23 protein-coding genes are annotated in these 25,109 nt (G+C 36.7%); 8 read left to right on the top strand and 15 right to left on the bottom strand.

Annotated features, from left to right (window positions below):
• Positions 1-10 precede the first annotated feature (10 nt).
• From MP477_RS06555 to MP477_RS06545, 3 genes are all read right to left on the bottom strand, one after another.
• The gene (locus MP477_RS06555) at positions 11-328 is read right to left on the bottom strand and encodes a hypothetical protein (protein ID WP_230032600.1); all 318 of its coding nucleotides are present in this window, start codon (positions 326-328) and stop codon (positions 11-13) included.
• 3 nt (positions 329-331) lie between these two features.
• Positions 332-1,147, bottom strand: coding sequence for a 3-methyl-2-oxobutanoate hydroxymethyltransferase (gene panB, locus MP477_RS06550; protein ID WP_047491717.1), 816 nt, complete (start codon positions 1,145-1,147; stop codon positions 332-334).
• A gap of 62 nt (positions 1,148-1,209) precedes the next feature.
• On the bottom strand, positions 1,210-1,923 hold the full coding sequence (locus MP477_RS06545) for a Crp/Fnr family transcriptional regulator (protein WP_230032601.1): 714 nt from the start codon (positions 1,921-1,923) through the stop codon (positions 1,210-1,212).
• Between the two features lie 89 nt (positions 1,924-2,012).
• Here MP477_RS06545 and MP477_RS06540 point away from each other — a divergent pair, with 89 nt between their 5' ends.
• The 8 genes from MP477_RS06540 to MP477_RS06505 all read left to right on the top strand — a co-directional run bounded on the left by MP477_RS06540 (position 2,013) and on the right by MP477_RS06505 (position 10,914).
• The gene (locus MP477_RS06540; protein WP_257189682.1) at positions 2,013-4,391 is read left to right on the top strand and encodes a heavy metal translocating P-type ATPase metal-binding domain-containing protein; all 2,379 of its coding nucleotides are present in this window, start codon (positions 2,013-2,015) and stop codon (positions 4,389-4,391) included.
• Between the two features lie 109 nt (positions 4,392-4,500).
• Complete coding sequence (gene ccoS, locus MP477_RS06535) at positions 4,501-4,713, top strand: cbb3-type cytochrome oxidase assembly protein CcoS (RefSeq protein WP_047491719.1); 213 nt, start codon at positions 4,501-4,503, stop codon at positions 4,711-4,713.
• 21 nt (positions 4,714-4,734) lie between these two features.
• Entirely contained in the window at positions 4,735-6,996 is a 2,262-nt protein-coding gene (gene ccoN, locus MP477_RS06530) for a cytochrome-c oxidase, cbb3-type subunit I (protein WP_047491722.1), read from the top strand.
• A 15-nt stretch (positions 6,997-7,011) separates the two neighbouring features.
• Complete coding sequence (locus MP477_RS06525) at positions 7,012-7,212, top strand: cbb3-type cytochrome c oxidase subunit 3 (protein ID WP_027373015.1); 201 nt, start codon at positions 7,012-7,014, stop codon at positions 7,210-7,212.
• 10 nt (positions 7,213-7,222) lie between these two features.
• The gene (locus tag MP477_RS06520) at positions 7,223-8,104 is read left to right on the top strand and encodes a cbb3-type cytochrome c oxidase N-terminal domain-containing protein (RefSeq protein ID WP_047491724.1); all 882 of its coding nucleotides are present in this window, start codon (positions 7,223-7,225) and stop codon (positions 8,102-8,104) included.
• Positions 8,105-8,203: 99 nt separating this feature from the next.
• Positions 8,204-9,658, top strand: a complete 1,455-nt coding sequence (ccoG, locus tag MP477_RS06515; RefSeq protein ID WP_230032608.1) for a cytochrome c oxidase accessory protein CcoG — start codon at positions 8,204-8,206, stop codon at positions 9,656-9,658.
• 87 nt (positions 9,659-9,745) lie between these two features.
• Positions 9,746-10,198, top strand: a complete 453-nt coding sequence (locus MP477_RS06510; protein WP_257189678.1) for a FixH family protein — start codon at positions 9,746-9,748, stop codon at positions 10,196-10,198.
• Positions 10,189-10,914, top strand: a complete 726-nt coding sequence (locus tag MP477_RS06505) for a sulfite exporter TauE/SafE family protein (protein ID WP_257189677.1) — start codon at positions 10,189-10,191, stop codon at positions 10,912-10,914. The genes MP477_RS06510 and MP477_RS06505 overlap by 10 nt, the downstream gene beginning before the upstream one ends.
• A gap of 116 nt (positions 10,915-11,030) precedes the next feature.
• Here the strand turns inward: MP477_RS06505 and MP477_RS06500 are convergent, their stop codons facing one another.
• From MP477_RS06500 to MP477_RS06445, 12 genes are all read right to left on the bottom strand, one after another.
• Positions 11,031-11,639 carry a hypothetical protein gene (locus tag MP477_RS06500; RefSeq protein ID WP_257189676.1) on the bottom strand — a complete coding sequence of 203 codons (609 nt, stop codon included), beginning with the start codon at positions 11,637-11,639 and terminating at the stop codon, positions 11,031-11,033.
• A 267-nt stretch (positions 11,640-11,906) separates the two neighbouring features.
• The gene (gene serS / locus MP477_RS06495) at positions 11,907-13,175 is read right to left on the bottom strand and encodes a serine--tRNA ligase (RefSeq protein ID WP_257189675.1); all 1,269 of its coding nucleotides are present in this window, start codon (positions 13,173-13,175) and stop codon (positions 11,907-11,909) included.
• 64 nt (positions 13,176-13,239) lie between these two features.
• Complete coding sequence (locus MP477_RS06490; RefSeq protein ID WP_230032632.1) at positions 13,240-13,761, bottom strand: hypothetical protein; 522 nt, start codon at positions 13,759-13,761, stop codon at positions 13,240-13,242.
• A gap of 39 nt (positions 13,762-13,800) precedes the next feature.
• Complete coding sequence (gene asnB / locus MP477_RS06485) at positions 13,801-15,699, bottom strand: asparagine synthase (glutamine-hydrolyzing) (protein ID WP_257189673.1); 1,899 nt, start codon at positions 15,697-15,699, stop codon at positions 13,801-13,803.
• Positions 15,700-15,757: 58 nt separating this feature from the next.
• A complete protein-coding gene (locus MP477_RS06480) occupies positions 15,758-17,011 on the bottom strand; it encodes a lipopolysaccharide biosynthesis protein (RefSeq protein ID WP_257189669.1) in 1,254 nt (417 codons plus the stop codon).
• A 5-nt stretch (positions 17,012-17,016) separates the two neighbouring features.
• Positions 17,017-18,150 carry a glycosyltransferase gene (locus tag MP477_RS06475; RefSeq protein WP_257189668.1) on the bottom strand — a complete coding sequence of 378 codons (1,134 nt, stop codon included), beginning with the start codon at positions 18,148-18,150 and terminating at the stop codon, positions 17,017-17,019.
• A 92-nt stretch (positions 18,151-18,242) separates the two neighbouring features.
• Complete coding sequence (locus tag MP477_RS06470; protein WP_257189667.1) at positions 18,243-18,731, bottom strand: hypothetical protein; 489 nt, start codon at positions 18,729-18,731, stop codon at positions 18,243-18,245.
• A gap of 188 nt (positions 18,732-18,919) precedes the next feature.
• Positions 18,920-19,699, bottom strand: coding sequence for a (Fe-S)-binding protein (locus tag MP477_RS06465; RefSeq protein ID WP_106918014.1), 780 nt, complete (start codon positions 19,697-19,699; stop codon positions 18,920-18,922).
• Positions 19,689-20,312 carry a hypothetical protein gene (locus MP477_RS06460; RefSeq protein WP_257189666.1) on the bottom strand — a complete coding sequence of 208 codons (624 nt, stop codon included), beginning with the start codon at positions 20,310-20,312 and terminating at the stop codon, positions 19,689-19,691. Before MP477_RS06460 ends, MP477_RS06465 begins: the two co-directional genes overlap by 11 nt.
• Before the next feature lie 3 nt (positions 20,313-20,315).
• On the bottom strand, positions 20,316-21,644 hold the full coding sequence (locus MP477_RS06455; protein WP_257189665.1) for a (Fe-S)-binding protein: 1,329 nt from the start codon (positions 21,642-21,644) through the stop codon (positions 20,316-20,318).
• Between the two features lie 8 nt (positions 21,645-21,652).
• Positions 21,653-22,603, bottom strand: coding sequence for an MlaD family protein (locus tag MP477_RS06450; protein WP_230032653.1), 951 nt, complete (start codon positions 22,601-22,603; stop codon positions 21,653-21,655).
• Positions 22,604-22,731: 128 nt separating this feature from the next.
• Positions 22,732-24,885 carry a peptidylprolyl isomerase gene (locus MP477_RS06445; protein WP_257189664.1) on the bottom strand — a complete coding sequence of 718 codons (2,154 nt, stop codon included), beginning with the start codon at positions 24,883-24,885 and terminating at the stop codon, positions 22,732-22,734.
• Between the last annotated feature and the right edge of the window lie 224 nt (positions 24,886-25,109).

The following is a 25,109-nucleotide window of genomic DNA, read 5'->3' as shown; positions in this document are numbered from 1 at the left end:
ATTCTTCAGTCTATCTTCTTCTATTGGACAGTGAAAGAATAATTCCTCCCAAAAGACCAATGGTTTTAAGTACTGAAAGGGTCGAATCTTCAGGTATAAAGGCTCCGATGACGCAAATCCCTGCTGCAGCATACATAGCATAGACAAAGTTCTTATTCGTAAGCAAGGGTGCCTGAATAAAGAAACTCGCTCCTATCAGGACATAAAAAACCTTTCGGGACAGCAGATGATTGATTTCCGGGGAGAAAAGATTAAACCAGCCTATAGCGAGGCATACCAATGCGGCAATAGATAAAATTCCCTGGATAGATTGTTGTTGATTTTGCATAGATTAATAACTTTCGTTTTCGTTTGGAAATTCTACTGTCTTTACATCTTTTACGTATTGAGCAACAGCTCCTGTTATTTCAGTATAAAGATCAAGGTATCTTCTTAGGAATTTGGGGCTAAAGCCTTTATTCATTCCCACCATATCATGATATACCAAAACCTGCCCGTCACAGTCAGCTCCGGCGCCAATTCCTATAGTAGGGATAGAAATACTTTCCGTTACTCTTTTGGCCAGATCAGCAGGAATTTTCTCTAAAACTACAGAAAAACATCCCAGTTCTTCCAAAAGCTGTGCATCAGCAATCAGTTTCTCTGCTTCTGCTTCATCTTTTGCTCTTACTTTATAGGTTCCAAACTTATAAATAGATTGTGGAGTTAATCCCAAATGTCCCATTACAGGAATTCCTGCGTTCACGATTTTCTTTATCGATTTAGAAATCTCTTTTCCTCCTTCAATTTTCACGGCATGGGCACCTCCTTCCTTCATCATTCTTACTGCAGATTCCAATGCTTTTTCAGGGTTACTCTGATAAGTTCCGAAAGGCAGATCTGCAATGACCAAAGCTCTGTCAGTTCCTCTTACCACACTTTGAGCGTGATAAATCATCTGATCCAGTGTAATGGGTAATGTAGTTTCAAAACCAGCCATCACATTTGCTGCAGAATCTCCAATCAAAATAGCATCTACACCGCCAGCATCTACCATCTTTGCCGTGGTAAAGTCATAGGCCGTAAGCATTGTTATTTTTTCCTTGTCGAATTTCATTTTACGCAAGGTTTCAGTCGTAACTTTTTTAATTTCAGAGTGAACAGACATAATTTATCTATTTTTAAAAGTTAAAAAGTCGGCCTTCAGCCGACTTAAATTTTGTATGATTTTTATAAAACTACGTGACCGAGTTTCATGAGTTTGTCGTGATTTAAAATCTTGATATTTCTTCCGTCTACTTCAATCAGGCTGTCCTGTTTGAATTCTGAGATCAGACGGATGGCACTTTCTGTGGCAGTACCAATAATATTGGCAATTTCTTCCCTTGTCAGAGAAATTTTAATAAAGCCTTCCGGATCTACTCCCAGCTTCTGCTCCAGAAGCAGTAATATTTCAGCCAGCCTTTCTCTTACCGTTTTCTGTGCAAGGAATGTAATGGTATTGGAAGATTCTCCCAATTCGTATGAAATTTTCTGAAGCATGACAAAAGAAAGCTGTGGATCTACCTCTAAGAGATACATAAAGATATCTGCTGGTAGAAAAACACACTCAATATCCGTCATAGCTTCGGCTTTGGCTTGGAAGTTTTCTCCACAAAGCAAAGAACGATAGCCGATGATATCCCCTTCTTTGATAAATCTTAAAATCTGATCTTTTCCGAACGCTCCTGATTTTGATAATTTGGCAGCACCTTTTTCAAGGACATAAACTCCCTTTGGAGTTTCTCCATCCTCAAAAATAGTGTCGTGTTTCTGAAAACTTAATTTCTTTTTGCCATTAATATATTTTTCAAAATCTGCGCTAGAAAGTCTTTCCTTAAATGATTTATCATTAAAAACTTTGGCGAACCTCTCTTCAATTGCTATCTGTTGTTCCTGCGGCATTTTATATGATATTTATCACAAAAATAGAACTTTTTAACACGATAAACAAAAAAAATTGTTATAATTTTGTAGTTCAATATTTTATGGTGGTGAGCGAGAACTGTTTTCATTGTGGTCAAGGTATAGAAAAAGAGAGAATTTTGTTTGATGAAAGGATTTTCTGTTGCAACGGATGTAAATCTGTTTACGAAATTCTGAATTCGAACAATTTAAGTAACTTTTACGAGCTTAATAAGGGTGCTGGAATTCGCCCGGGTGATGAAAACTCTACTCAGTTCGATTATCTGGACACCCCTGAAATTTTCGATAAGGTCACCGACTTTTCTGAAGGCAATACCAGCCTTGTAACATTCAAAATCCCTGTCATCCACTGTTCTTCATGTATCTGGCTGTTGGAAAGTCTGCATACCTTAAATAAGTACATTAAATATTCACAGGTTAATTTTACAAGAAAAACCTTACAGATCTCTTTTAACCATAAAGACTTACCTCTCAGCGAACTCGCTAACTTTTTAACTAATCTGGGATATAAGCCGGTAATCAGCCTTGAAACAGCCGAAAAAAATGTTGACCATCTCGACAAATCTCTTCTTGTAAAATTTGCCATCGCAGGTTTTGCATTTGGGAACGGAATGTTCCTGGCCTTTCCTGAATATGTAGGAGGGGAAGATTACTGGATGGAGCATTATAAAGGTCTTTTCAGAGTATTAATGTTTCTGCTGGCCTGCCCTGTTGTGTTTTATTCCGCTTCGGATTATTATAAATCAGCATGGTATGGTTTAAAAAATAAAATCGTCAATATTGATGTTCCTATTGTATTGGGAATATTTGTTCTTTTCGGAAGAAGTATTTATGAGGTAGCCACCAATTATGGCCCCGGATATTTCGATACCCTCTGTGGTCTTTTATTCTTTATGCTGATGGGAAAGCTTTTCCAAAAAAGGACCTACAGTGCCCTTTCCTACGACAGAGATTACAAATCTTTCTACCCTATTGCCGTAACCAAAGTTGATTTTGAAGGAAAACAGGAAAACATTCTGCTTTCTGAAGTAAAAGTAGGTGACAGAATATTGGTTAGAAACCAGGAAATCATTCCGGTAGATGCCATCCTGATCAACGGAGAAGGAAATATTGACAACAGCTTTATTACCGGAGAGAGTGAAAGCATCAGCAAACAGCCGGGAGATAAGATTTTTGCCGGAGGAAAACAAGTAGGATCATCTTTGGAGCTGGAAGTTATCAAAGATGTAGACCAGAGTTACCTTACCCAGCTTTGGAATAAAGAAGCATTTAAAAAGCACGAAACAGGGCTTGACACCCTTACCAATAACATCAGTAAATATTTCACATTCATCATCTTAGGCATTGCGGTTATTTCCGGAATTTATTGGTCATTTATTGATTTATCGAAGATGTTTCAGGTTATTTCAGCTATTCTGATCATTGCCTGCCCTTGCGCTCTTGCATTGTCCGCGCCGTTCACTTTCGGTCACATTATGAGGATTTTAGGTAGAAATAAGTTCTATGTAAAAGATACATTAACAATTGAGAAAATTGCCAAGCTGGATACGATTGTCTTTGACAAAACGGGAACCATTACCCATAGAAAAAAGTCAAATATCAAATATGACGGCTCTGAAATTGCTGAATTTGACTTACTTAATATCAAGACGTTATTAAAGAACTCCAACCACCCTCTCTCAAAATCACTGTATGAATTCATAGAAGTCAATGATGACTATTTCCCTGTAGAAAACTTCAGGGAGATTTCAGGAAAAGGATATGAAGCAAGCATAAGAGGAAATCTTTACAAAATAGGTTCAGCCCGTTATAACAACCAGGAACCAAAGAATCTGGAAACCGCTGTTTTCATTAGTAAAAATGATCAGTTTTTAGGAAAGTTCATCTTCAAAAATGAATACCGTCCTAAGCTTAAAGATTTATTTAATAAACTAACCCACTACAAAATATTTATCCTTAGTGGAGATAATTCTTCAGAAGAAACCCAACTGCAGGAACTTATTCCCAATTACAAAGGAATGGCCTTCAATCAAAGCCCGGAGGATAAACTGAACTACATTAAGAATCTTCAGGATCAGCATATGAAAGTAGCCATGCTGGGAGACGGACTGAATGACGCGGGCGCCTTAAAACAAAGCAATGTGGGCATTGCCATTGCTGATGACACCAACAGTTTTACACCATCTTCTGATGTCATTATGAATGGTGAGAAAGTAGTCAGTCTTGACAACTACCTGAACGTCTGTAAAGGCTCCATCACCATTGTGAAAATGACATTCATAATCAGTTTTCTATACAATATAGTTGGTTTAAGTTACGCAGTTACAGGACATATGCATCCTCTATTTGCCGCAATCATCATGCCGGCGAGCTCCATAACTGTGGTTGCCTTCACTACACTTTCAACCTGGATTTTAGGTCGTAAATATTTTAAAAAACGTGCTTAAAAGCCCTTATTTAGACTGATTTTAAATTAGCTGAAATCGGCATTTCGTGATGAATGTCATTATTTTTCACTAAATTTGAACCCCGAAAATAGGTTAATTTTGTTGTCCAATGGATATTCTATATTTAATGATCGTTTGCAGTGTTTCCTTAGCTGCGATTTTCTTGGTCGTATTTATAGTGTATGCCCGAAAAGGACAGTTTGAAGATGATGAATCTCCTGCTGTCAGAATCCTTTTTGATGATGAAAGAATCGAAGAAAAAGATGAAACCGGCGACAAGAATAAAGACGAAAAAGAAATAGGAGAAAATAATAAAAATTGAGAAAAATAGTGAATAGTTGATATGGAAACACAAAAGTTTAGTTATGACAATAGTATTGTCCGTGCGTTCCTCTATGCGACCATCATCTTTGGTTTTATAGGGTTTACGTTTGGGCTTACGGCGGCATTAATGCTTTTCTACCCGGAATTACCTGAATTTTTATTCGGTACAGATGATACAACCATTAATAGTTTATCATCCGGTAATATCCAAGGGTTAATAAACACTCATGGGGCGTTTGGTTTTGGTAGAATCAGGATGTTGCACACCAATACCGTAATCTTCGCGTTCGTGTGTAATATTGTTTATGTTGGAGTATATTACTCTACGCAAAGATTATTAAAAACAAGAATGTACAGTGATACATTATCATGGTTACATTTCTGGACTTGGCAGTTTATGATCGTTGCTACGTTCATCACCTTCTTTATGGGGATCAATACTTCTAAAGAATATGCTGAACATGAGTGGCCGATCGACATATTGATTGCTTTCTCATGGATCATTTTCGGGGTTAATATGATTCTTACTATTTCAAAAAGAAGAGTAAGACACCTTTATGTAGCAATTTGGTTTTATCTAGGTACCTGGGTTGCAGTAGCCATGCTTCATATTTTCAATAACCTTGAAGTTCCGTTGTCATTCACTGGCTGGAAGTCTTATTCTGCTTACGCAGGAGCAAAAGATGCCATCGTACAATGGTGGTATGGTCACAATGCAGTAGCATTCGTATTGACTACTCCAGTATTAGGTTTAATGTATTATTTCTTACCAAAAGCAGCAGACAGACCGGTTTTCTCATATAAACTGTCTATTATTCACTTCTGGTCATTAATTTTCGTATATATCTGGGCTGGTCCTCACCACCTTCAGTATACAGCTCTTCCGGCATGGGCGCAGGCAGTAGGAACAGGTTTCTCTATTATGCTTATTGCACCGTCTTGGGGAGGGATGTTAAATGGTCTTCTTACCTTAAGGGGAGCCTGGGATAAAGTAAGAGAAAATCCTATCCTTAAGTTCTTCGTAGTAGCTGTTACCTGTTATGGTATGGCCACGTTTGAAGGACCGCTTTTAGCAACTAAAAATATCAACAAAATTGGTCACTTTACAGACTGGGTTATCGGTCACGTACACTTAGGAGCTCTTGGATGGAATGGTTTCATGGCATTCGGGGTTATCTATTACCTGGTCCCTATTATGTGGAGAACAAAAATTTGGTCTGTAAAATTAGCTAACTGGCATTTCTGGTTAGGGACATTAGGAATCATTTTCTATGCAGTACCAATGTATATTTCAGGATTCACACAAGGATTAATGTGGAAACAGTTCAACCCGGACGGAACCTTATTATGGAAAAACTGGTTGGATACTGTAACGGCTATCATTCCTTACTTTAAAATGAGATTCTTAGGAGGTCTATTCTATATTTCAGGAGCTATCCTGATGATCGTAAACGTAATTGCTACGGTAAGAAAAGGATCATTCCAGAAAGAAGTACCAGCAGAAGCACCAGCTTTAGCAAATATTGGTAACAAACGTAAAGAAGGAGAAGGATTCCACCTTTGGTTGGAAAGAATGCCATTGTTGTTAACCGTATTATCACTGTGTACCATTTCAATAGGAAGTATGGTGGAGATTATCCCTACCCTATCTCTTAAGAAAAGTGTTCCTACTATATCAGCAGTAAAACCTTATTCTCCACTTGAATTGGAAGGTAGAGACATTTATATCCGTGAAGGATGTAATGCATGTCACTCTCAGATGATCAGACCGTTCAGGGATGAGATTACAAGATTCAACGGTAAAAACGGACAGTACTCTAAAGCAGGGGAATTCATCTATGACAGACCATTCTTATGGGGGTCTAAAAGAACCGGACCGGATTTACATAGAGAAGGAGGTAAAAACCCAAGTTCTTGGCACTACAAACACATGTATAACCCAAGATCTACATCCGCAGGTTCTATTATGCCACGTTACCCTTGGTTGATCGCTACTAACCTGGACAGATCTAAAATGGTAGACAAAATGAAGCTGATGAAGAATACATTCGATGTTCCTTATACAAAGGCTCAAATTGATTCTGCAGACCAGTGGGCGAATAACCAATCGGCAAAAATTGTAAAAGATATCTTCTCGGAAGCAAATGACTTGAAAGAGGCATACGCTAAGAGACCTCAGGGAGAATTAGAGAAAAAAGAAATTGTAGCTCTTATTTCTTACCTACAGAGATTAGGAACTGATATCAAAACAACAGAAATCAAAACAGCAAGTAATAACTAACATTAAAATGTTCATATGATTCCTCAGAACTTTAAAGATATATTATCCAATACAGAAAATGCTGGTTTCTACCAGACCCTGGCTCTAATTTTCTTTATGCTGTTCTTCGTTGCTTTGATAATCTATGTTTTTAGCAAGCCTAAAAAGTATTACAAAGAAGAAGAAGAGGCACCACTTGGGGATGATGAAGATGACGATTTTAATTTAAAAAATTAAACTATTTTTTATGAAACAAAGAACACCTGTTGTCGTAAACATCTTGATAATAATTGGACTTTTAATAGTTTTTTATTATTTATTTGTACAGAGCTACGCATTCCTGGCTTCACCTTATTTCTGGGGAACAGTAGTGATCGCTGGTATCTTGGCATACATCCATAGTTCGATTGGAGATTTGATTGAGAACAACAAATTCAAAAAACTATCTCCTGAAGAAAAAGCAGCTTATTTAGCTGAAAAGAAAGTTCCTTTCTTAAGAAGAATGTATGATGCAGCCTTCAAAAAGCAATCTGAAACTGAAGAAAAGGATATCCTTATCGACCACGGTTTCGACGGAATTATGGAATTGGATAACCAATTACCGAAATGGTGGGTAGGTTTATTCTATTTTGGGACTGCTTTTTGTATTGTATATATTGCCGCTTATTCATTTACAGATTTCGCTCACCCGTTAAGCGAATATGAAAAAGAATACAAAGAGCAATTGGCAAGTATTGAAGAATATCAAAAAACTCAGCCTCCTGTAACAATTGAAACAGCTAAATATTCAGCTGATAATATCGCAGAAGGTAAAGAATTATTCAAAACAAACTGTGCATCTTGTCATAAAGAAGACGGTAGTGGAGGTATCGGGCCAAACCTTACTGATAACTATTGGATCAACCAACCGGAGAAGACTTTATTCAAGAATGTTTTCCATATGGACTGGAATGGTTCTCCTACTAACCCGGCGATGAGAGCCTTTGGTAAAAACGGAGAAGTTTCAGGTGCCGAAATTGAGAAGATTGCAGCGTATGTATATCACATCAACCAAGAGCAACCACCGGTGACTCAGGCTCAGGGAGGAGCAGCTCCTCAAGGAACTGAAGCACATTGGGAAAAAGAATAATTTAAGAAATTAGAAACATATGAAAAAAACATAATTTGTTATTAACTAAAAAATAGTAACGAATTATGTTTTTTCTTTTTTAAATAAACCTAGTACAATATGTCAGACATAGAAGAAATAGAAGCAAGAGGCGGACAGGGGCAAGTTCTGGACCCTGAAACTTACAGAGATTCTATTGGGACAATGGAGCAATCCGGAAAAAGAAGATGGGTGTTCCCAAGAAAACCAAAAGGGAAATACACCAACTACAGAAACCTTGTAAGCTACGCTTTACTCATTATTTATTTTTCACTGCCATTTATCAAGATCAATGGCAACCCATTGTTGTTATTTAATGTTATAGACAGAGAATTTTTCATCTTTGGCCAGCCCTTCTATCCACAGGACTTTTTTATTCTTACTTTAGGTGCCATCGCATCTTTAATCTTTATTATTGTTTTTACGATTGCATTCGGAAGAATTTTCTGCGGGTGGATATGCCCTCAGACAATTTTTATGGAATCGATCTTCCGTAAAATAGAATATCTGATTGAAGGTGACCGAAACAGGCAGATGAAGCTGGACAGACAGGAGTGGAATAGTGAGAAAATCTGGAAAAGAAGCTTAAAATGGTCTGTTTATATTATTATATCACTTATTATCACTCACTTTATGTTTATGTATATTGTGGGTTATGAGGAAGTATTTAAAATTGTCTCTGAAGGGCCATTTGCCCATCCTACCAATTTTATTGTAATGATTCTCCTTACAGCAGCCTTTTATTTTGTATTTGCATGGTTCAGAGAACAGGTATGTACGCTGGTTTGTCCTTATGGCAGACTTCAGGGTGTATTGATTGATAAAGACACGATCAATGTTTTCTACGATTTTAAAAGAGGGGAAAACAGATCAAAATGGAGAAAAGGAGAAGACAGAAAAGCGGCAGGCAAAGGAGATTGTATAGACTGTCACCAGTGTGTAGTGGTATGTCCTACCGGAATTGATATCCGTGACGGACAGCAGCTGGAATGTATTAACTGTACAGCATGTATTGATGCCTGTGATGAAGTAATGGAAAAAGTAGGCCTTCCGAAAGGCCTGATAAGATATGCTTCTGAAAATGAAATTGAGCAGGAAACTAAGTTCAAGTTCACTGGAAGAATGAAAGGATTCTCCATATTCCTATTCCTATTGGTTGGGTTCCTGGGCTATCTCCTTTATAGCCGCGGTGAAATGGAAGCAAAATTCATTAAACCTGCAGGCAGTACATTCTTTGTAAGGGATGGAAAAATTACCAATACTTATAATTATACTTTCCTTAATAAAACAAACGATAAGAAAATTGTAACCATAAAAGTCATCAATCCTGCCCATGGGGAGATTATTTATAGTGGATCAAGCAAAATACAGGTAGACCGGGATAAAATTTCTAAGGGAACAGTTAATATCAGCTTCCCTGAAGATGAAATGAAGCTATCTAAGCAGAATATTACCATTGGTGTTTATGATATGAAAGGCAAGCTTATTGATTCCTATCAGACCTATTTTGAAGGACCTTTCAAACTACAATTTTAATTTTCAGGAAACCTCAGGGATTCAAAAGAATATTAATCAAGGGGGATTTAAGTATCATAAAAGACAAATAAAAAAAATACGGAAAAAATGAAGAACTTTAGTTGGGGACATGGTGTTGTAATCGCATTATTTGCATTCATCGTTTTTATATTATCCATGTTGTTTCTTTTCCCGAACGGGCAGAAGAATTCTGAAATGGTTACTGATAATTATTATGAAGAGGAGCTACAATACCAGGATGTAATTGATGCTAAGAAAAAGGCTGACAATCTGCAGGAAAAACCTGTATACAGCCAGGATGCCAATGGAATAAAAATCACTTTTCCAAAAGATTATAACAATTCTAATGCAACGGCAAAATTTGTTTTAAACAGAACCGACGATCAGAATTTAGATATCAAAAAATCTGTGCAGCTTGATGCTGACCACAGTTTCGTAATACCTGCACAGGTATTGAAAATGGGTAATTATACCTTAAGACTGAGCTGGACAAAAGATAAAGCAGACTACAGAATGGATTATGATGTAATATGGAAATAGGACTTATCATATCAGCTATTGCTTTAGGCTTTGCTTCCGGTTTTCACTGTATCGGAATGTGTGGTCCTATTGCCTTATCCATGGGACTCACAAAAAAGCAGGCAGCTAATTTCTATCTTCAAAATCTCACCTACCAATTCGGAAGGATATTTACCTATTCTTTATTAGGAGCTCTTCTGGGGATTATTGGACAGGGTTTTGAGATGGCAGGATTTCAGAAATACCTGACGATTACCGCAGGGGTTCTGTTGATTATTATGGCTGTATTCTCTTTTGGGGGAAAAGATTTTGCTTCAAAAATCCCTTTTCTCTCTAAGTTTTTATATTCTGTAAAGTCAAATTTAGGAAGACTGCTTCAAAAGGCAGATTACCGTTCCAGATTTACAACAGGTATTCTTAATGGTTTTCTACCATGCGGAATGGTTTATATGGCTTTAACGGCCAGCCTGGCAGGCGGAGGAATATGGCAGGGAGCCGCGTACATGGCTTTATTTGGTTTAGGAACCCTACCGTTCATGTTTGCTATTGTTTTAGCCGGAAATCTCATGAATCAAGCCTTTAGAATAAAAGTTTTAAAAGCTGTTCCCGTGATCATGATTATCCTAGGAGGATTATTCATTCTGAGAGGCCTGGAACTGGGAATACCTTACGTTTCCCCTAAAGCAGAAGCCATGACCATATCCAAAGATCCCAATGGAGCCGTAAACTGCCATTAAAAAAAAAAGAATAAAATAACTCGATGTTAATTCAAGACATTGATAATCCAATAAAGTTTTCAAAGAACCAAAAATTCAGCATACATAAAAGGTTAATTTTTTTTTTTTCATGTGCATTAATTAAGAGGTTCAATATAACCATACCATAGAGAATGATTAATATCAAAGAACATAGTGTTAATTTCTCTGTTAAACCATTTATAGTCCGGATCTTTAGAATAGCCAGGATTATTGACTGCTACAAACCGAATAACTCCTCCTTTTACAGTTTTGTATAAGTCATAGACCTGAAATTTATCAAAATTGTATCGGGAAAAAAATTGATTTTCATCTTCTTTATGTTTAACCGTAGTATACAATTTTTTTACGTCTTCAATGTTCATGTCTTTATAAAAAAAACCTAAAATATTTGAAAACGTAGGCTGGTTGTTATACATAAACAGAAATTGTTCACCATTCTTTTTAGGAACCTTGTAATGCAGTAGTTTGTGCATTTCAGAATTTTTAAAAAAAATATACTGTTTATCTATTTTTTTAAACCGATAATCTCCATAGGTATAGAATGGTATATTTTGTTTTCCGTTATCAAAGGTTAAAACAAATTTATCATACTTATCCGGGTGGTCGGTTTCTACCTTTTGCTGTCCATTAAAATAATAATAATTTTTACAGCTTATAAATGAAAGCAGGACTATTACTGCTATTATTTTAACTAAACCATTCACTTCTACTTGTTTCTCACAAATATAGAAAAATATAACTCCCTATAAAAGGAATAATAATTATTTATTATGTTGATACCCTTTTTTAGAAAACTAATAAAAATTAAAAAACAGAAAATTCGTAACAAACAAAAGAAGGTGCATCACAACTAGACAATGGGTAATCGTTTAAACGAAAACCCTTCTCATAAAGGAGTACAGGAAAATTCCATAAAAAAGGCCGTTCTCACGAGTGTGAGGCGGCCTCTTCTTTTTATGAATAAAAATATTCTAGTTAATAGTATCAAATCTCGCGTATTCAGCGATCTTCTTAGGAAGTTTAATTCCTTCTGCCGTCTGATTGTTTTCAAGCAATGCAGCCATAATTCTTGGCAACGCCATCGCGGATCCGTTTAAGGTGTGAACCAACTGAGACTTTCCGTCTGCTTTATAACGGCATTTCAGTCTGTTAGCCTGGAATGTTTCAAAATTAGAAACAGAGCTTACCTCCAACCACATTTCCTGAGCAGCACTCCATACTTCAAAATCGTAGGTCATGGCAGAAGCAAAACCTGTATCACCACCACAAAGTCTTAATACTCTGAAAGGCAGTTCAAGATCGGTAAGAATTTCTTTGATGTGCTCTACCATTTCTTCTAAAACAGCATAAGAATTTTCAGGCTTCTCAATTCTTACAATTTCCACTTTCTCGAATTGGTGAAGGCGGTTCAGCCCTCTTACATGAGCTCCGTAGCTCCCCGCTTCTCTTCTGTAGCATTGAGAGAAAGCCGTATTTTTAATGGGAAGATCTTTTTCTTCAAGCAATATATCACGGTAAAGATTCGTTACAGGAACCTCTGCCGTTGGAATCAAATATAATTTATCTTCGTTGATATAATACATCTGTCCCTCTTTATCAGGCAACTGACCTGTTCCAAATCCTGATGCTTCATTTACAACGTGAGGAGGATTTACTTCCGTATATCCCTTATCCACATTTTTATCCAGGAAATACTGCACCAAAGCTCTCTGTAATCTGGCTCCTTTCCCCAGATAGACAGGGAAACCGGCACCCGCAATTTTTACTCCCAATTCAAAATCAATCAGGTTATATTTTTTTGCCAGCTCCCAGTGAGGGATAGCCCCTTCGCCAAGACCTTCCACTGTATGAGACTGGAAAATAATTTCGTTATCATCTGCTGAAGCTCCACTCTTTACCAATTCATTTGGGATATTGGGAAGCTGGTATAGAATATCCAATAAAGCTGTTTCTTTTGCTTCTAACTGAATTTTCAATTCTGAACTCGACTCTTTGTACTGTGCTGTTTTAGATTTTGCCGATTCCGCTTCTTCTCTCTTTCCTTCCTTCATCAAAAGTCCTATTTCTTTGGAGATTTTGTTGATCTCGGAAAGCTGGGAATCTAATTCAAACTGGATTCTTTTTCTTTCTTCGTCAGCAGCGATAGCCTCGTCTACCAACTCAAGATTTTTGAATTGTCTTTTTTTAAGACCTTCTAAAACGCGCTCTTTATTGTCGCGTAAAAAATTGACTTGTAACATTTTATTGAGATGTTAAATATTAGAAAGTTAGCTTCAATAAACTAACAATTGTACAAATTTAAAATTATTTTGTGATAGTAAAGGTATTTATCGAATTTGGTTGATCCGCTTCTTTTGAAAATTGCAGCACATCATTGTAATATACTTTAGATACCTGGAATAAAGTGGGTGTTTTACGGTACTCAATTCTTAATCTATCTGTAATAGTATCCGCTACATTATTCACTGTTTTTATTAAACCCAGAGTCATTACAGAATAATAAGAATTACCTGTACCCGGATTGTCCGGACTTACAGAATCCAGTCTTTTTCTTTTGGCACCGGCAATATATTCCATATAAAATGTAGAATCAGCTGTCATTCTCAGTGGAATACTGACGGGAGAAATATCTCTGTCTCCTAAACTGTCGTTCACCGAATATCCACTGAATGATCCTGGTTTTTTGCTATTCAACAAATCCTGCCCTGCACCGTTAACCATATAAATATTCATGATCTGATCAATCCTTTGTAAAGATTCATCATCACTTTTACAACTTAAAAGTGCGAAAGCCATAACCCATATTCCAAAAACAATATTTCTCATTCACAACAAAGATAAAATATTAATCTTTAGACTCCTTCTTTATTTCTCAAAATATTTCTGGTACCACAACTCAAAAGTCACCAGCTGCCAGATTTTTACCCAGTCATATTCATTTTCCAAATGATTCCACCATTCATCGATGACTTCTGTTTTGAAAAAATTTCTTTTTTTAAGGCTCTCAAGATTTTCAACAATAAAATTTCTGATTTTTTCTTCATTCTTAATAAAATGGTTCAGAGGAAAAGAAAAACCTCTTTTTGTCATATTCAAAACTTCGGAAGGAAGATATCTTTCGGCTGTTTTCCGTAATAAGGGCTTATTCTGAATCCCATTAAACCTGAAACGCTCCGGTAAAACGGCAACATAATCTATCAACCGGTTGCTGAGATAGGGATAACGAAATTCCACCCCATATTTCATGGCACTCAGGTCGTCTCTGAAAACATGGTGAGACGACAGAGAATATTTCATATCATATTCAAAATAGCCTGAATAATTTTTAGATTCTGATAAATGATACCTTGTAAGATCTGAATCAATATTTCTGAAAATGTCTGGTCTTATTATATTTTTTGCTTCAAAGGGGGCCATACTTATCTGGCTCTGGCGGAAAAAATCAAACATAAAATCCTGAGAAAAGTAATTTTTCACCTTTCTGGAAAAAGGATCTTTCGTAACAATAAAATGTCTGGTGAAGTTAAAATTCTTCATCAAAAGCCATTTTTTAAGTTTCAATGTATGGGAATAGCCTCCAAAAAGTTCATCTGCCCCATTTCCGCTCAACACTACTTTTATATCATTATCTTTTGCATATTTTGCAGCATTGATCAGTACTTCAAGACTACAGTAAGGTTCTTCAAAATGCTGTATATTTTCTTTTAACTGGTCTAAGATATCTTCATCATTTACTTTTTCAACCTTATGTGAGACTCCAAAGTGCTCAGCTGCCAGAGAAGCGTTCTGTATCTCCTCTTCAGAAAAAGGATAGGAAATAGTGTATGTACTGATATTGGCATTAAAAAGTTTTGATTTCGAGGCAATTAACGTAGAATCAATGCCCCCACTCATCATGACTGCTACAGGAACATCTGCATATAGCTGCTCCGATATGCTTTCAGACAGCAAATGATCTATAGTTTTTACAGCTTCTTCTTCAGAAATATTCTGTTCGGTCTTTAAAGGCAGTTTCCAAAATTTTTCAGTCGTTATTTTCTGATCTCTTAAACTAATGGTCATCACAGAAGCCGGTTCTACAGAAAAAATCCCCTTAAAACAGGTTTTCGGAGCTAATGTTGTCTGAAAAAGAAAGTTAGTATATACTCCATCCCAATTGATTTCAGCCGCTACCAGCTCATTTTTCAAAATGGCCTTTATTTCTGAGGCCCAAACTATGCCCTGTTCACTTTGATGATAGAAAAGGGGTTTCATTCCTACTCTATCTCTGCCCAAAATAAGCTTCTTTGCGCTGAGATCAACAATGCAGAGTGCAAACATTCCATCCAGCTTTTCAAACATGCCAGTTCCCCATTCCTGATAAGACTTCAGCAGTACTTCAGTGTCAGAGGAGCCTTCAAAGTGATATCCTACTATACGGAGTTCTTCCCTGAGTTTTCTGAAGTTGTAAATCTCCCCATTGAAAGTAATCACCACCTGCTCATTTTCAGTAAGCATAGGCTGATGCCCTTTTTCAGAAAGATCAATGATAGAAAGTCTTCGAAATCCTAAAGCAATGTCTGAGCTATCATCTTCCAAAATGGGAAACTGCTCTTTTATTTTTGGAGTGGAATCATTGCCGGAAAAAGATGTTCCTTTTTTTATATCAGAAAGCCAAAAGCCCTCATCATCCGGTCCCCGATGCTTAATGGCCTGATTCATCTCTAAAATATTTTTAGAGGAAATACTTTTATGAAATGAATAATAACCGCTGATTCCGCACATATTAGATCTTAATAGTTGTAAAAATAGGAAAATGACTTTATTTGCTGGCCACAAGGACCTATTTCTTTATAAATTTTGATTTTAAAAGATAGATCTCTTCTTTTGAGATCATAAAATCACTCAATTTAAATTCTGTAGAACGGTAAAACTTCCGGAATAACAGGAATGAAGAAGCCAAATAAGAAAATGTGGTCACAAAACACGCCCCCCAAATTCCCCATCTCGGTATAGCTATAAAAGAAAAAAGAACCGTAATGACCAACCCTACAATTGACTTCACGTTCAGTATTTTAAGTTCTCTGATCCCTGAAAAATAATATCCGATCATATCACTTATCGCTATGGCAAAAATACCGGGAAATAAAAGAAGCATTATTTCTTTGGTATTCCTGAATTCCCTTCCAAAGATCATTTCATAGACCTGGGCGGGAATAATAACGATTCCCAGAACAAAGCCCACCATGAGGATAAAGGTCAGCTTGAGTGAAGATTTCGTTTTTTCTATAGATTCTTCCCTGCTTTTACTGTTGACAACATCAGAATATAAAACAACAGCAATACTTCTGGTAATCGTCCATATTGCTTCTGAAAAGGTAATCCCGATCGAAAAGATCCCTACACTTGCTATTCCCTCAAAATGTTCGAGGAAATAAAATGAAAGCCTGTAGTTCAGAAACTGGACAAATGCACTCAATTGTGTTTTCCAGCCATATTCAAACATATTCCTTGAAACCTCTTTTGAAAATGATATTTCTGAAATACTGCATTTTCTGATAATTTGAAAAAAGCTGGTAAAAAATAAAAGTCCCAGACATCCAATCTGGGCAAGGAAATACACAGAAACATCTTTACTATTGAAAAGATAGATGAAAATTCCAATAAAGACAATATGTACCAGCTGTTGTAAAACTGTATATATATTAAACTTTCTGATATTCTGTGTCCCAACAAACAAATTAATATTCGTTGATAACAGTGAAGAAAAAACTGAGATGCCGATAAGATAGGGAAGATAGCCACTCTGAATTGAGGCTAAACTAAAAGCAAGAGGAATTACTATACCTGTCACAAGTGACCATAAATAGGCATATAGCAACACTTTTTCAATCTTAAACTTTGAAGCAAAATAAGAAGTACTGCTGCCTGAAAAGATACTGCTGAAAAAGCTTACTGCGGCAGCATTGGCAATGACAATGGAAATAGTTCCCTTTCCCTCACTTCCCCACATATTCGTGGAAAAAATAACCAAACCGAAACTCAGGATCAGAATCAGGAAGCGCGAAATAAAGGTTTTAATAACAGTAAGCTTCATGGTTATTATTTTTCGATAGCTTTTTTTACAAAATTAGCAAATGAATCACGAATAGCTCCCCAATTGTATTTTTCCTTAAATTCTTTTCTGGCATTGAATGCGTGGGCATCATACAGCTCAGGGTTTGTCACATACTGTATGATGATTTCTGCAATCTGTTCCGTATTCTGAGGGTCTACAAGGCTTCCAAATGAAAGATTTCCCATATGTTTCCTGATTCCCTTCAGACGAGAATAAATTACAGGCTTTCCGGCTCCCATAAAATAAAACAACTTGATGGGAAGAGAGTGATTATTCTCAAAATTGATTTCCCTGAGGTCAAAGCAAATGTCAGCATCGGAAAATGCTTCTGTAAATTTCTCAAAAGAAACAGGTTCTTTAATTTCAATCTCATCAAACGCATATTTTTTAAGCAAAGCTGAAAAATGCACTTCATCACTTTCCTGTCTCGTTGACCCTACAATAAGGATTTTAAGTCTAAGCTGAGGAAGCTTATTTCTTACCCGATCAGCTGCTTTAAAGAAATTATCAATCCCTTTATCTTTTGAGATCATCCCTGTATAACAAAGGGTAATATTACCAGGCTCAAGTTTTTTTATACTTTCCCTGATATACATTTCATCCGGATAATAAGGAAGGACCATTTGTTTTTTAAACCCAAATAAATAGCCTAAAGGAAATTTCTTTGTAGTTTCTCCAAAAATAAAATGAGTACTGAGGAAACCGGCATACAGCTGAATCAGAAAAAATTTTGCTGCCTGAATGATCTTAACAGGAAATTGATAGACTTCAAGCATAGACATGGCAGGATACCATTCCGTAATATCATAAATACAGCTGATTCTATGCTTTTTTACAAACTTTCCGGAGGCAATTACTGCCAGAGGCTCTGAGCAGATAATACCATCCGGCTGAAAGGCCCGACAGACATCCCGGAATATTTTTATTTTCGTCTCTATGCTTTCTTCTAAAGCAGAATACGCCTCAATATCAATCCCGTCAAGAAATCCTTTATAATCTGTGTACAGACTGCAGATTTTAACGGTATACCCTTCATCTCTGAGAGCTTTAGCCTGATGATAAAAAATCCTGTCATCATCATATCGGTGTGAAGTCGTTAAAAAAAGTACTTTTGGCATTAGCAATTACTGAGTCTTTACAAAGATACATTAAAACAAAAAAGTGGAAATACATTCCACTTTCTGATTGATTACCGTGTTTCTTTAAACACTTATTTTATAGAAGCCGCCCAGCTTTTTTCCAAAGGTAAAAGGAAGTGGCTCAGGAAATCAAGGTAGGTATTTTTAGAGAAGTCAAAAACCTGGATATCTGTTGAAAGTTCTCCATTTCTCAATTGGGATTTAAAATCCTGAAGTTTTAATGTTTTTACCTCTCCGTTGTCTACAAAGCTGGCTTTCATTCTGTCGAAAAGTCCCAGTTGATATTCTTCATCAATTTCTCTCATAATCTTACCCAATGCGTCAATACTGCATCCTGAAGCCATTTCTTTTTCTTCATCTACACAGATGATGATAAACTGATTTTTTTCAATCTTAAAAGAAGAAGAAAGTGCTTTTCCATGGGCTGCCCATGTTGCAAGGAAGTCAAACAATTTTTCAGTAATTGCTTTTGCTTCTTTGGTTTCAAGAGGCCTTGAAGCCGGGTATATAATAACTCTGTAGTCGTTAGTTTCTACAATATTGGATTCTTCTATTTTCATATGTACGTATTTTTAATCCCATATGCTGTTATCATTGCCGCCTTTTTCTGTTGACAGGAAAGTTGGGTTAAATGACGACTTCATATGCTATCAATTTAAGTATCAAAATTAAGAAATATTCTTGAGTTGATCACAAATAAAAACTCAAGCCAAAGCCTGAGTTTATATTTGTATTGTATATAAAGGACCTATAAATCCTCTGCCTCAGCAAGAAGTTCTACAATATCCTTTACGGCAACTTCTGTATTTTTATTAAAATGTTTTACTCCATCTGTCATCATTGTATTACAGAAAGGACATCCTGTAGCAATCACTTTAGGTTCAAAAGATAAGGCTTCTTCTGTACGCTCAATATTGATGTCTTTATTTCCTTTTTCAGGTTCTTTAAACATCTGTGCCCCTCCGGCACCACAACAAAGACCGTTTGTTTTGCAACGCTTCATTTCCACAAGCTCTGCATCCAGTTTTTCAAGTAATAGTCTTGGCGCTTCATACTCGTCGTTGGCTCTTCCCAGGTAGCACGGATCATGAAAGGTAATTTTCTTTCCTTTAAATGCACCGCCTTCAATCTTTAGTCTTCCTTCTTCCATTAATGTTTTAAGGAACTGGGTATGGTGAACCACATCAAAGTGTCCGCCAAGGCTTGGATATTCATTTTTAAGGGTATTAAAACAGTGCGGGCAAGCCGTTACTATTTTTTTCACCTCATATGCATTCAATACTTCAATATTGGTAAGGGCCATCATCTGAAAAACGAATTCGTTTCCAGCTCTTTTTGCAGGGTCTCCGGTACAGCTTTCTTCCTGTCCCAGCACTGCAAATTCAACTCCTATTTTATTTAATATTTTGCAAAATGCTTTTGTAATTTTTTTGGCGCGGTCATCGAAACTTCCAGCACATCCAACCCAAAATAAAACTTCCGGGGATCTTCCTTCGGCAGCATATTCTGCCATTGTTTTAATTTGCATTTTCTTTTTGTTTAATTAATAAGTTAGCATAGTATTCCTTTGCCTTTTTCATGACCTCCACAGGGACTATAGAAACATATAAAGGATTGGCTTCGTCATAATTCAGATACTTCCAGGTATTTGATGTTGTTTTATCATTGAGGGCAAGGATCATACTTTGCTTACTCATTTCCAGGGTCGTATCATTTATAAATTTCGCCTCCATTCCCTGAGCCTCCATCATTCCCAGCACCATCTTCTTTTTATCATCATCGAACTTTTCCTTTAAAAATGTCATTTTCATTTTCATGGGATAGCTGCTGAACGCATATTTTGTATTATCTGCGGTGGTAAAGATATCAGAAACATTAAATGTAGTCTGATCTGTATCTACCATTTCTATTTCAAATTCATCATTCTTCTCAAACATTTTTTTGAAGCCATCGATCATTGTTTGTTTATCAATTTTTTCAAATATTGCCGGATGAGTCATATTCACCATTCCATCATAATCTTTCTTTTGAAATAAAGATATGAAAGACCGTGAATCTTCAAGAATTTTCTTCTGATCAGCCGATTGAGCCCATAGAAAACCTGAACATAAGAACAGAAATATGTAGATTAGCTTTTTCATGATTTAATCATTTGCCCAGTTCAAACGGTCCGCCTGGTTATATTGCCATGGCGCTGCATTATTTTCTACATTGGTCATCATCAGATTCAGTTCCTGCGGTGCAGCCGACTGTTCCATTACCAGGAATCTCCTCATATCAAAAATAATGGAAAGTGGATCTAATAATACAGGGCAAGCTTCTGTACAGGCATTACAGGTAGTACAGGCCCAAAGTTCTTCTTTTGTGATATAATCATTCAACAACTTTTTACCGTCGTCAACAAATTTTCCGTTTTTATCTATATTTTTTCCTACTTCTTCCAATCGGTCTCTTGTTTTCATCAGGATTAATCTTGGAGAAAGCTTTTTACCCGTAATATTAGCCGGGCAAACAGAGGTACAGCGTCCACATTCTGTACAAGAATAGGCATTAAGCAATTGTACCTGATTCAGATCAAATATATCTTCTGCACCAAATTTAGAGGGAGCAGCATCCGCCTCTCCTTCTGCCGGAGCAGCATAAGGGTCTGCATTAGGATCCATCATTAATTTGATTTCCTTAGTTACAGATTCAAGATTGTTGAATTTTCCTTTTTTATCAAGATTGGCAAACCATGTACTTGGGAAGGCCAGGATAATGTGTAAATGTTTTGAATAGTAAAGATAGTTCATGAAGAAAAGGATCCCTACAAAATGGAACCACCATGCCGCTTTCTCTGTAAAGAAAAGAAAACCGTCACTAAAGCCTCCTAAAACAGGTGCTAAAAAGGTAGAACTGATGGGGAAACTTCCATGCTCAGGAAGAAGGCCTCTCTGTTGCAAAACCCAATCTGCACCGTTCATCTTAAAGAAAGCCACCATTAGGGCAAATTCTATAATAAGAATCCAGTTAGCATCTTGTTTTGGCCATCCGAAAAGTTCTTTCATAGTTAATCTTTTAACCCCATAAAAGTTTCTTCTGATAAAGAATACAACCACTCCGATCACTACAAGGAGTGCCAGAATTTCCAATGTTGCAGTAAAGAAATTATAAAATCCATGTCCGAAAACCGAAGCCAGAAAACGGTGGGTTCCGAATACTCCGTCCACTACAATTTCTACAAGTTCGATATTAATAATAACAAAACCTACATATACAAAAAGGTGCAATATCCCTGCAACAGGGCGTTTTACCATTTTGCTCTGCCCCATAGCCACTTTTGCCATGGTACTCCAGCGCTCGGATTTCCTGTCATTTCTGTTGATTTCATGCCCGAGCCTGATATTTCTGTAGATCTTCTGCAGGCTTTTAGCAAACAAGCCAAACCCAGCCACTAATAAAATCAGGAAAATAATGTTATCGATGTACTGCATAGGACGTATTAGTCTTTATTATTTTTACCAAAAACCGAGAAATTAATATATCTCTTAGGATTCGCTTTCATATCTTCAATCAATGAATTCAGATTCAATGATGCTGAATTCAGATTATTATAAAGTTGTTCATCTTTCATTAGTTTTCCTAAACTTCCTTCACCTTTATCTATTCCACCAATTACCTGATTCAGCTTACCTACCGTGGTATCCAAATTGGCAATTGTTGCATTTAATTGTTTGGTATCAATGCTTTGTGCTAAGTTTCCATATTTATCTAAGGTTACTTTTCCACTCTGCATGGTAAGGCTTGCATCGTCCAATACTTTCTGAAGCTTAGGATCGTTATGCCCTACCAGAGTATTTACACTTCCTGCTGTAGTCTGCAATGCCCCTACCGTTTTATTCAGATTGGTTAACAGAGCCCTGATTTCAGCTCTATTCTGAGCATCAAAGATCTGATTGGCATTAGTCATCAGAGAATCTACCCTGTGTAATACCACCTGTAGCTGATCTTTAACCGGACCTACCTGAGAAGAAAGACTTCCCATCATCCCCAATTTAAAAGCTCCCTTCAAGGTATCCCCATCTTTTGCAGTAGGACCGCCATACACAAGGTTCACTCTCATTTCTTTACCGGACATTAATCCCGGTTCAAAAATTTCCAGCATTGAATTTTTTGAAAACTCAAACTTGTTGTCCACTGTAATTTTGACAACAAAGCTAATTTTACCCTCTTTTGTTGTCTGAGGAATAATCTTATCCACCTGTCCTACTTTCAGACCGTTGATAGACACTGCTGAAGATTGCGCAAGGCCTTCCACATTGTCATATTTTGCGTAAAATATATTATCGGTAGTAAAAAGGCTTTTCCCTTTCATGAATTGAAACAACACTACAAAGCCTACGATAGCTAGAAGTGTGATCACACCAGCTTTTAATTCTTTACTGAACTTCACTTGCTAATTTTTTTCTAATAAGCAAATATAGTACATTTTAAATAAATCTTTTCGGTTATTATTCTGCGTTAAATACAAAAAAAGCGACAAAAAAATTTGTCGCTTTTATATTGTTGAAATTTAATTTCTTATTGTTGCTGATTTCCTACCTTATTCCAGATCTCAATTCTATAATCTTCGATTTCAGAATTATCCTGAAGACTCTTTAGCCAAGCCTGTCCGAACATTCCTGCATTTCTCTGTGTAATAGATTCTGTGAACTGTTTAAGATCTCCAGGCTGCTTGTTTATTGTTTCTGATTTTTTGATCAGAACATACACTCCTGTTCCTCCTTCAACCGGCTTAGAAAGCTGACCTTTCTTCACTCCAAATGCAGCACCAGCCACCTTAGGTTCCATAGCACCTGCTACTGAAGGGTTCAATAGGTTCACCTGAGCTGATTGTTTTGAAGAAGCAAACATTGTAGCAATCTGATCTAAGCTAGAAGCTTTAGCTCCTGCAATTTTATCAGAAATCTGTTTTGCCGCCAATTTATTTTTAACAATCACTTCAATCTGATCTCTTACAGATTCCGGATCAGCAAGTCCGGCTTCCTGTTTTCCGTTCAGGTATACTACAATTTTGTCCCCTGTTCCGTCTACAGTAAATAATTCTGTATCTCCTTTAGTTCTTTTCTTATCAAAAGCCCAGGTTAAGATCTCAGCGTCTTTTTCAGTACCTAAGCCCTGAAGCTGGCCTTCAAATCTTTTTGCTGCTTTTGGATTGGAGAACTGATAATTACCTTTCTTAGCAATGTTCACAAAATCGTTGAAAGATTTCCCTTGAACCTGCTGAATGAATTTTCTTGATTTCTTATCTGTTTCAGCTTCTGTAGCATCTGAAGCTTTAATTGCCTTTACTAAATTAGCAACCTGATACCCCATTGATCCGGATTTTTTATCTTCAATATTGATGATATGGTAACCGAACTGCGTTTCTACTACCCCTGTAGCTCCTTTAGGATTATTGGCAAGGTAAGTAAGGAATTCCGGAACGAAAGGTGTTTCTGGAGTTGTCCATCCTAAACTTCCTCCTTGTGCTGCAGAGTTTGGATCATTAGAAAGCTTAAGGAATTCTGTAAATTTAGCAGGAGTTGCTTTTACAATAGCCCCGATAGAGTCTGCCAATTTCTTAGCCTGCTCCTTAGATCTTGTTACGCCTTCTCCGGCAGGGCTTCCTTTGAAAGCAATAAGAATATGTCTTGATAATGTAGAATCTGAAGTCTTTTTACCAACAAGTTTAGACACTACATAGAAATCCTGTTCTTTATACGGACCAAAAGTCTGCCCTATGGCTGCAGTAGCAATCTGGCTCTGTATAGTAGCCGGCAACTGAGTAGGTTTCATATACTGAGGATTGAAAGGCATATCAGAGTTTGCCATTACAAACATAGAGTCATTCTTCGTATTCTGGAAGTTTTCTGTACCTCCGCTGGCATCACTACCTACTGAGTATAATTTTGTAATTTCTTTCAATGCTGCGGCATCATCTGCTGCGCTAGGCTTAGATGGGAAAAATACAATCCCGATATTTCTGCTAGGCTCAGCTTTGAACATTACAGCATGCTGCTTAATATAATTAGCAAGATCTTCCGTTGTAACATTAATTTTAGTTTTCTGAAGGTAAGCCGCATAGTCTACTTTCACAAAGTCGATATCTGCAAGCTGGTCTCTCTGCTTCATCAATTCTTCAGCCTCTTTCTTACCTGTAGTAATCCCTGCTGAAATATTGCTGAACACCTGTCTGGCCATCAGTCTGTATTCAATTGTTTTTCTTGTCTTTAACCATTGAGCATACCCCTGAGGGTTAGCACTCTGTAATGTTTCGATTTCTTTTTTAAGCTCTTGAGTTTTAAAGTTACCCTTTTCATCAAAAAACTGTTTATTCTGAGCAAACATCTGATCATACTGAATCTGGTTCCAGAAATAATCATCAGTCATTTCAAAGCCCAATTTCTCGAACTGCTGTTTGATAAGTTTAGATTGCACCAATAATTGCCAAGCCTGCTCTTCAAGACCGGTCTTTGGACCACCTTGTTGTTCAGCCTGTTGCTGCAGTACGAAAAGTTGATCGTTAAACTCTTCGCGGGTAATTTTTTCACCATTTACTTTTCCTAAAATGTCAGGATTTTTACCAAAAACCTTGTCGATACTGTCTGGGTTAACCAAAAACGCTAAAAGCGCTAAGGCTATTACTCCCATTAAAAGCCAAGGCTTACTCCTAATTTGTCCTAAAATTGCCATTTTATAAATTATAGTTTTTTATCAGTTTGCGAAAATACACATTTTTAAGAAATTACAGAAATAGAAGTGCTTTATTTTAATTTTTAATCATCAAGTTTATTTAAAAAAGGAAATTTTGACCATATTTTTTCGTAAAAAACAAATGGCATAAGTATTGTGCAAGTTAAGGTATTATAATATATCACCCGTTTTCAGGGCTTATTATAAAAAATCACTTTAACGAT

Origin of the sequence: Chryseobacterium sp. WG23, assembly GCF_024586575.1 — a bacterium.
Classification (GTDB): Bacteria; Bacteroidota; Bacteroidia; order Flavobacteriales; family Weeksellaceae; genus Chryseobacterium.
This window is presented reverse-complemented; position numbering and strand designations above follow the sequence as displayed.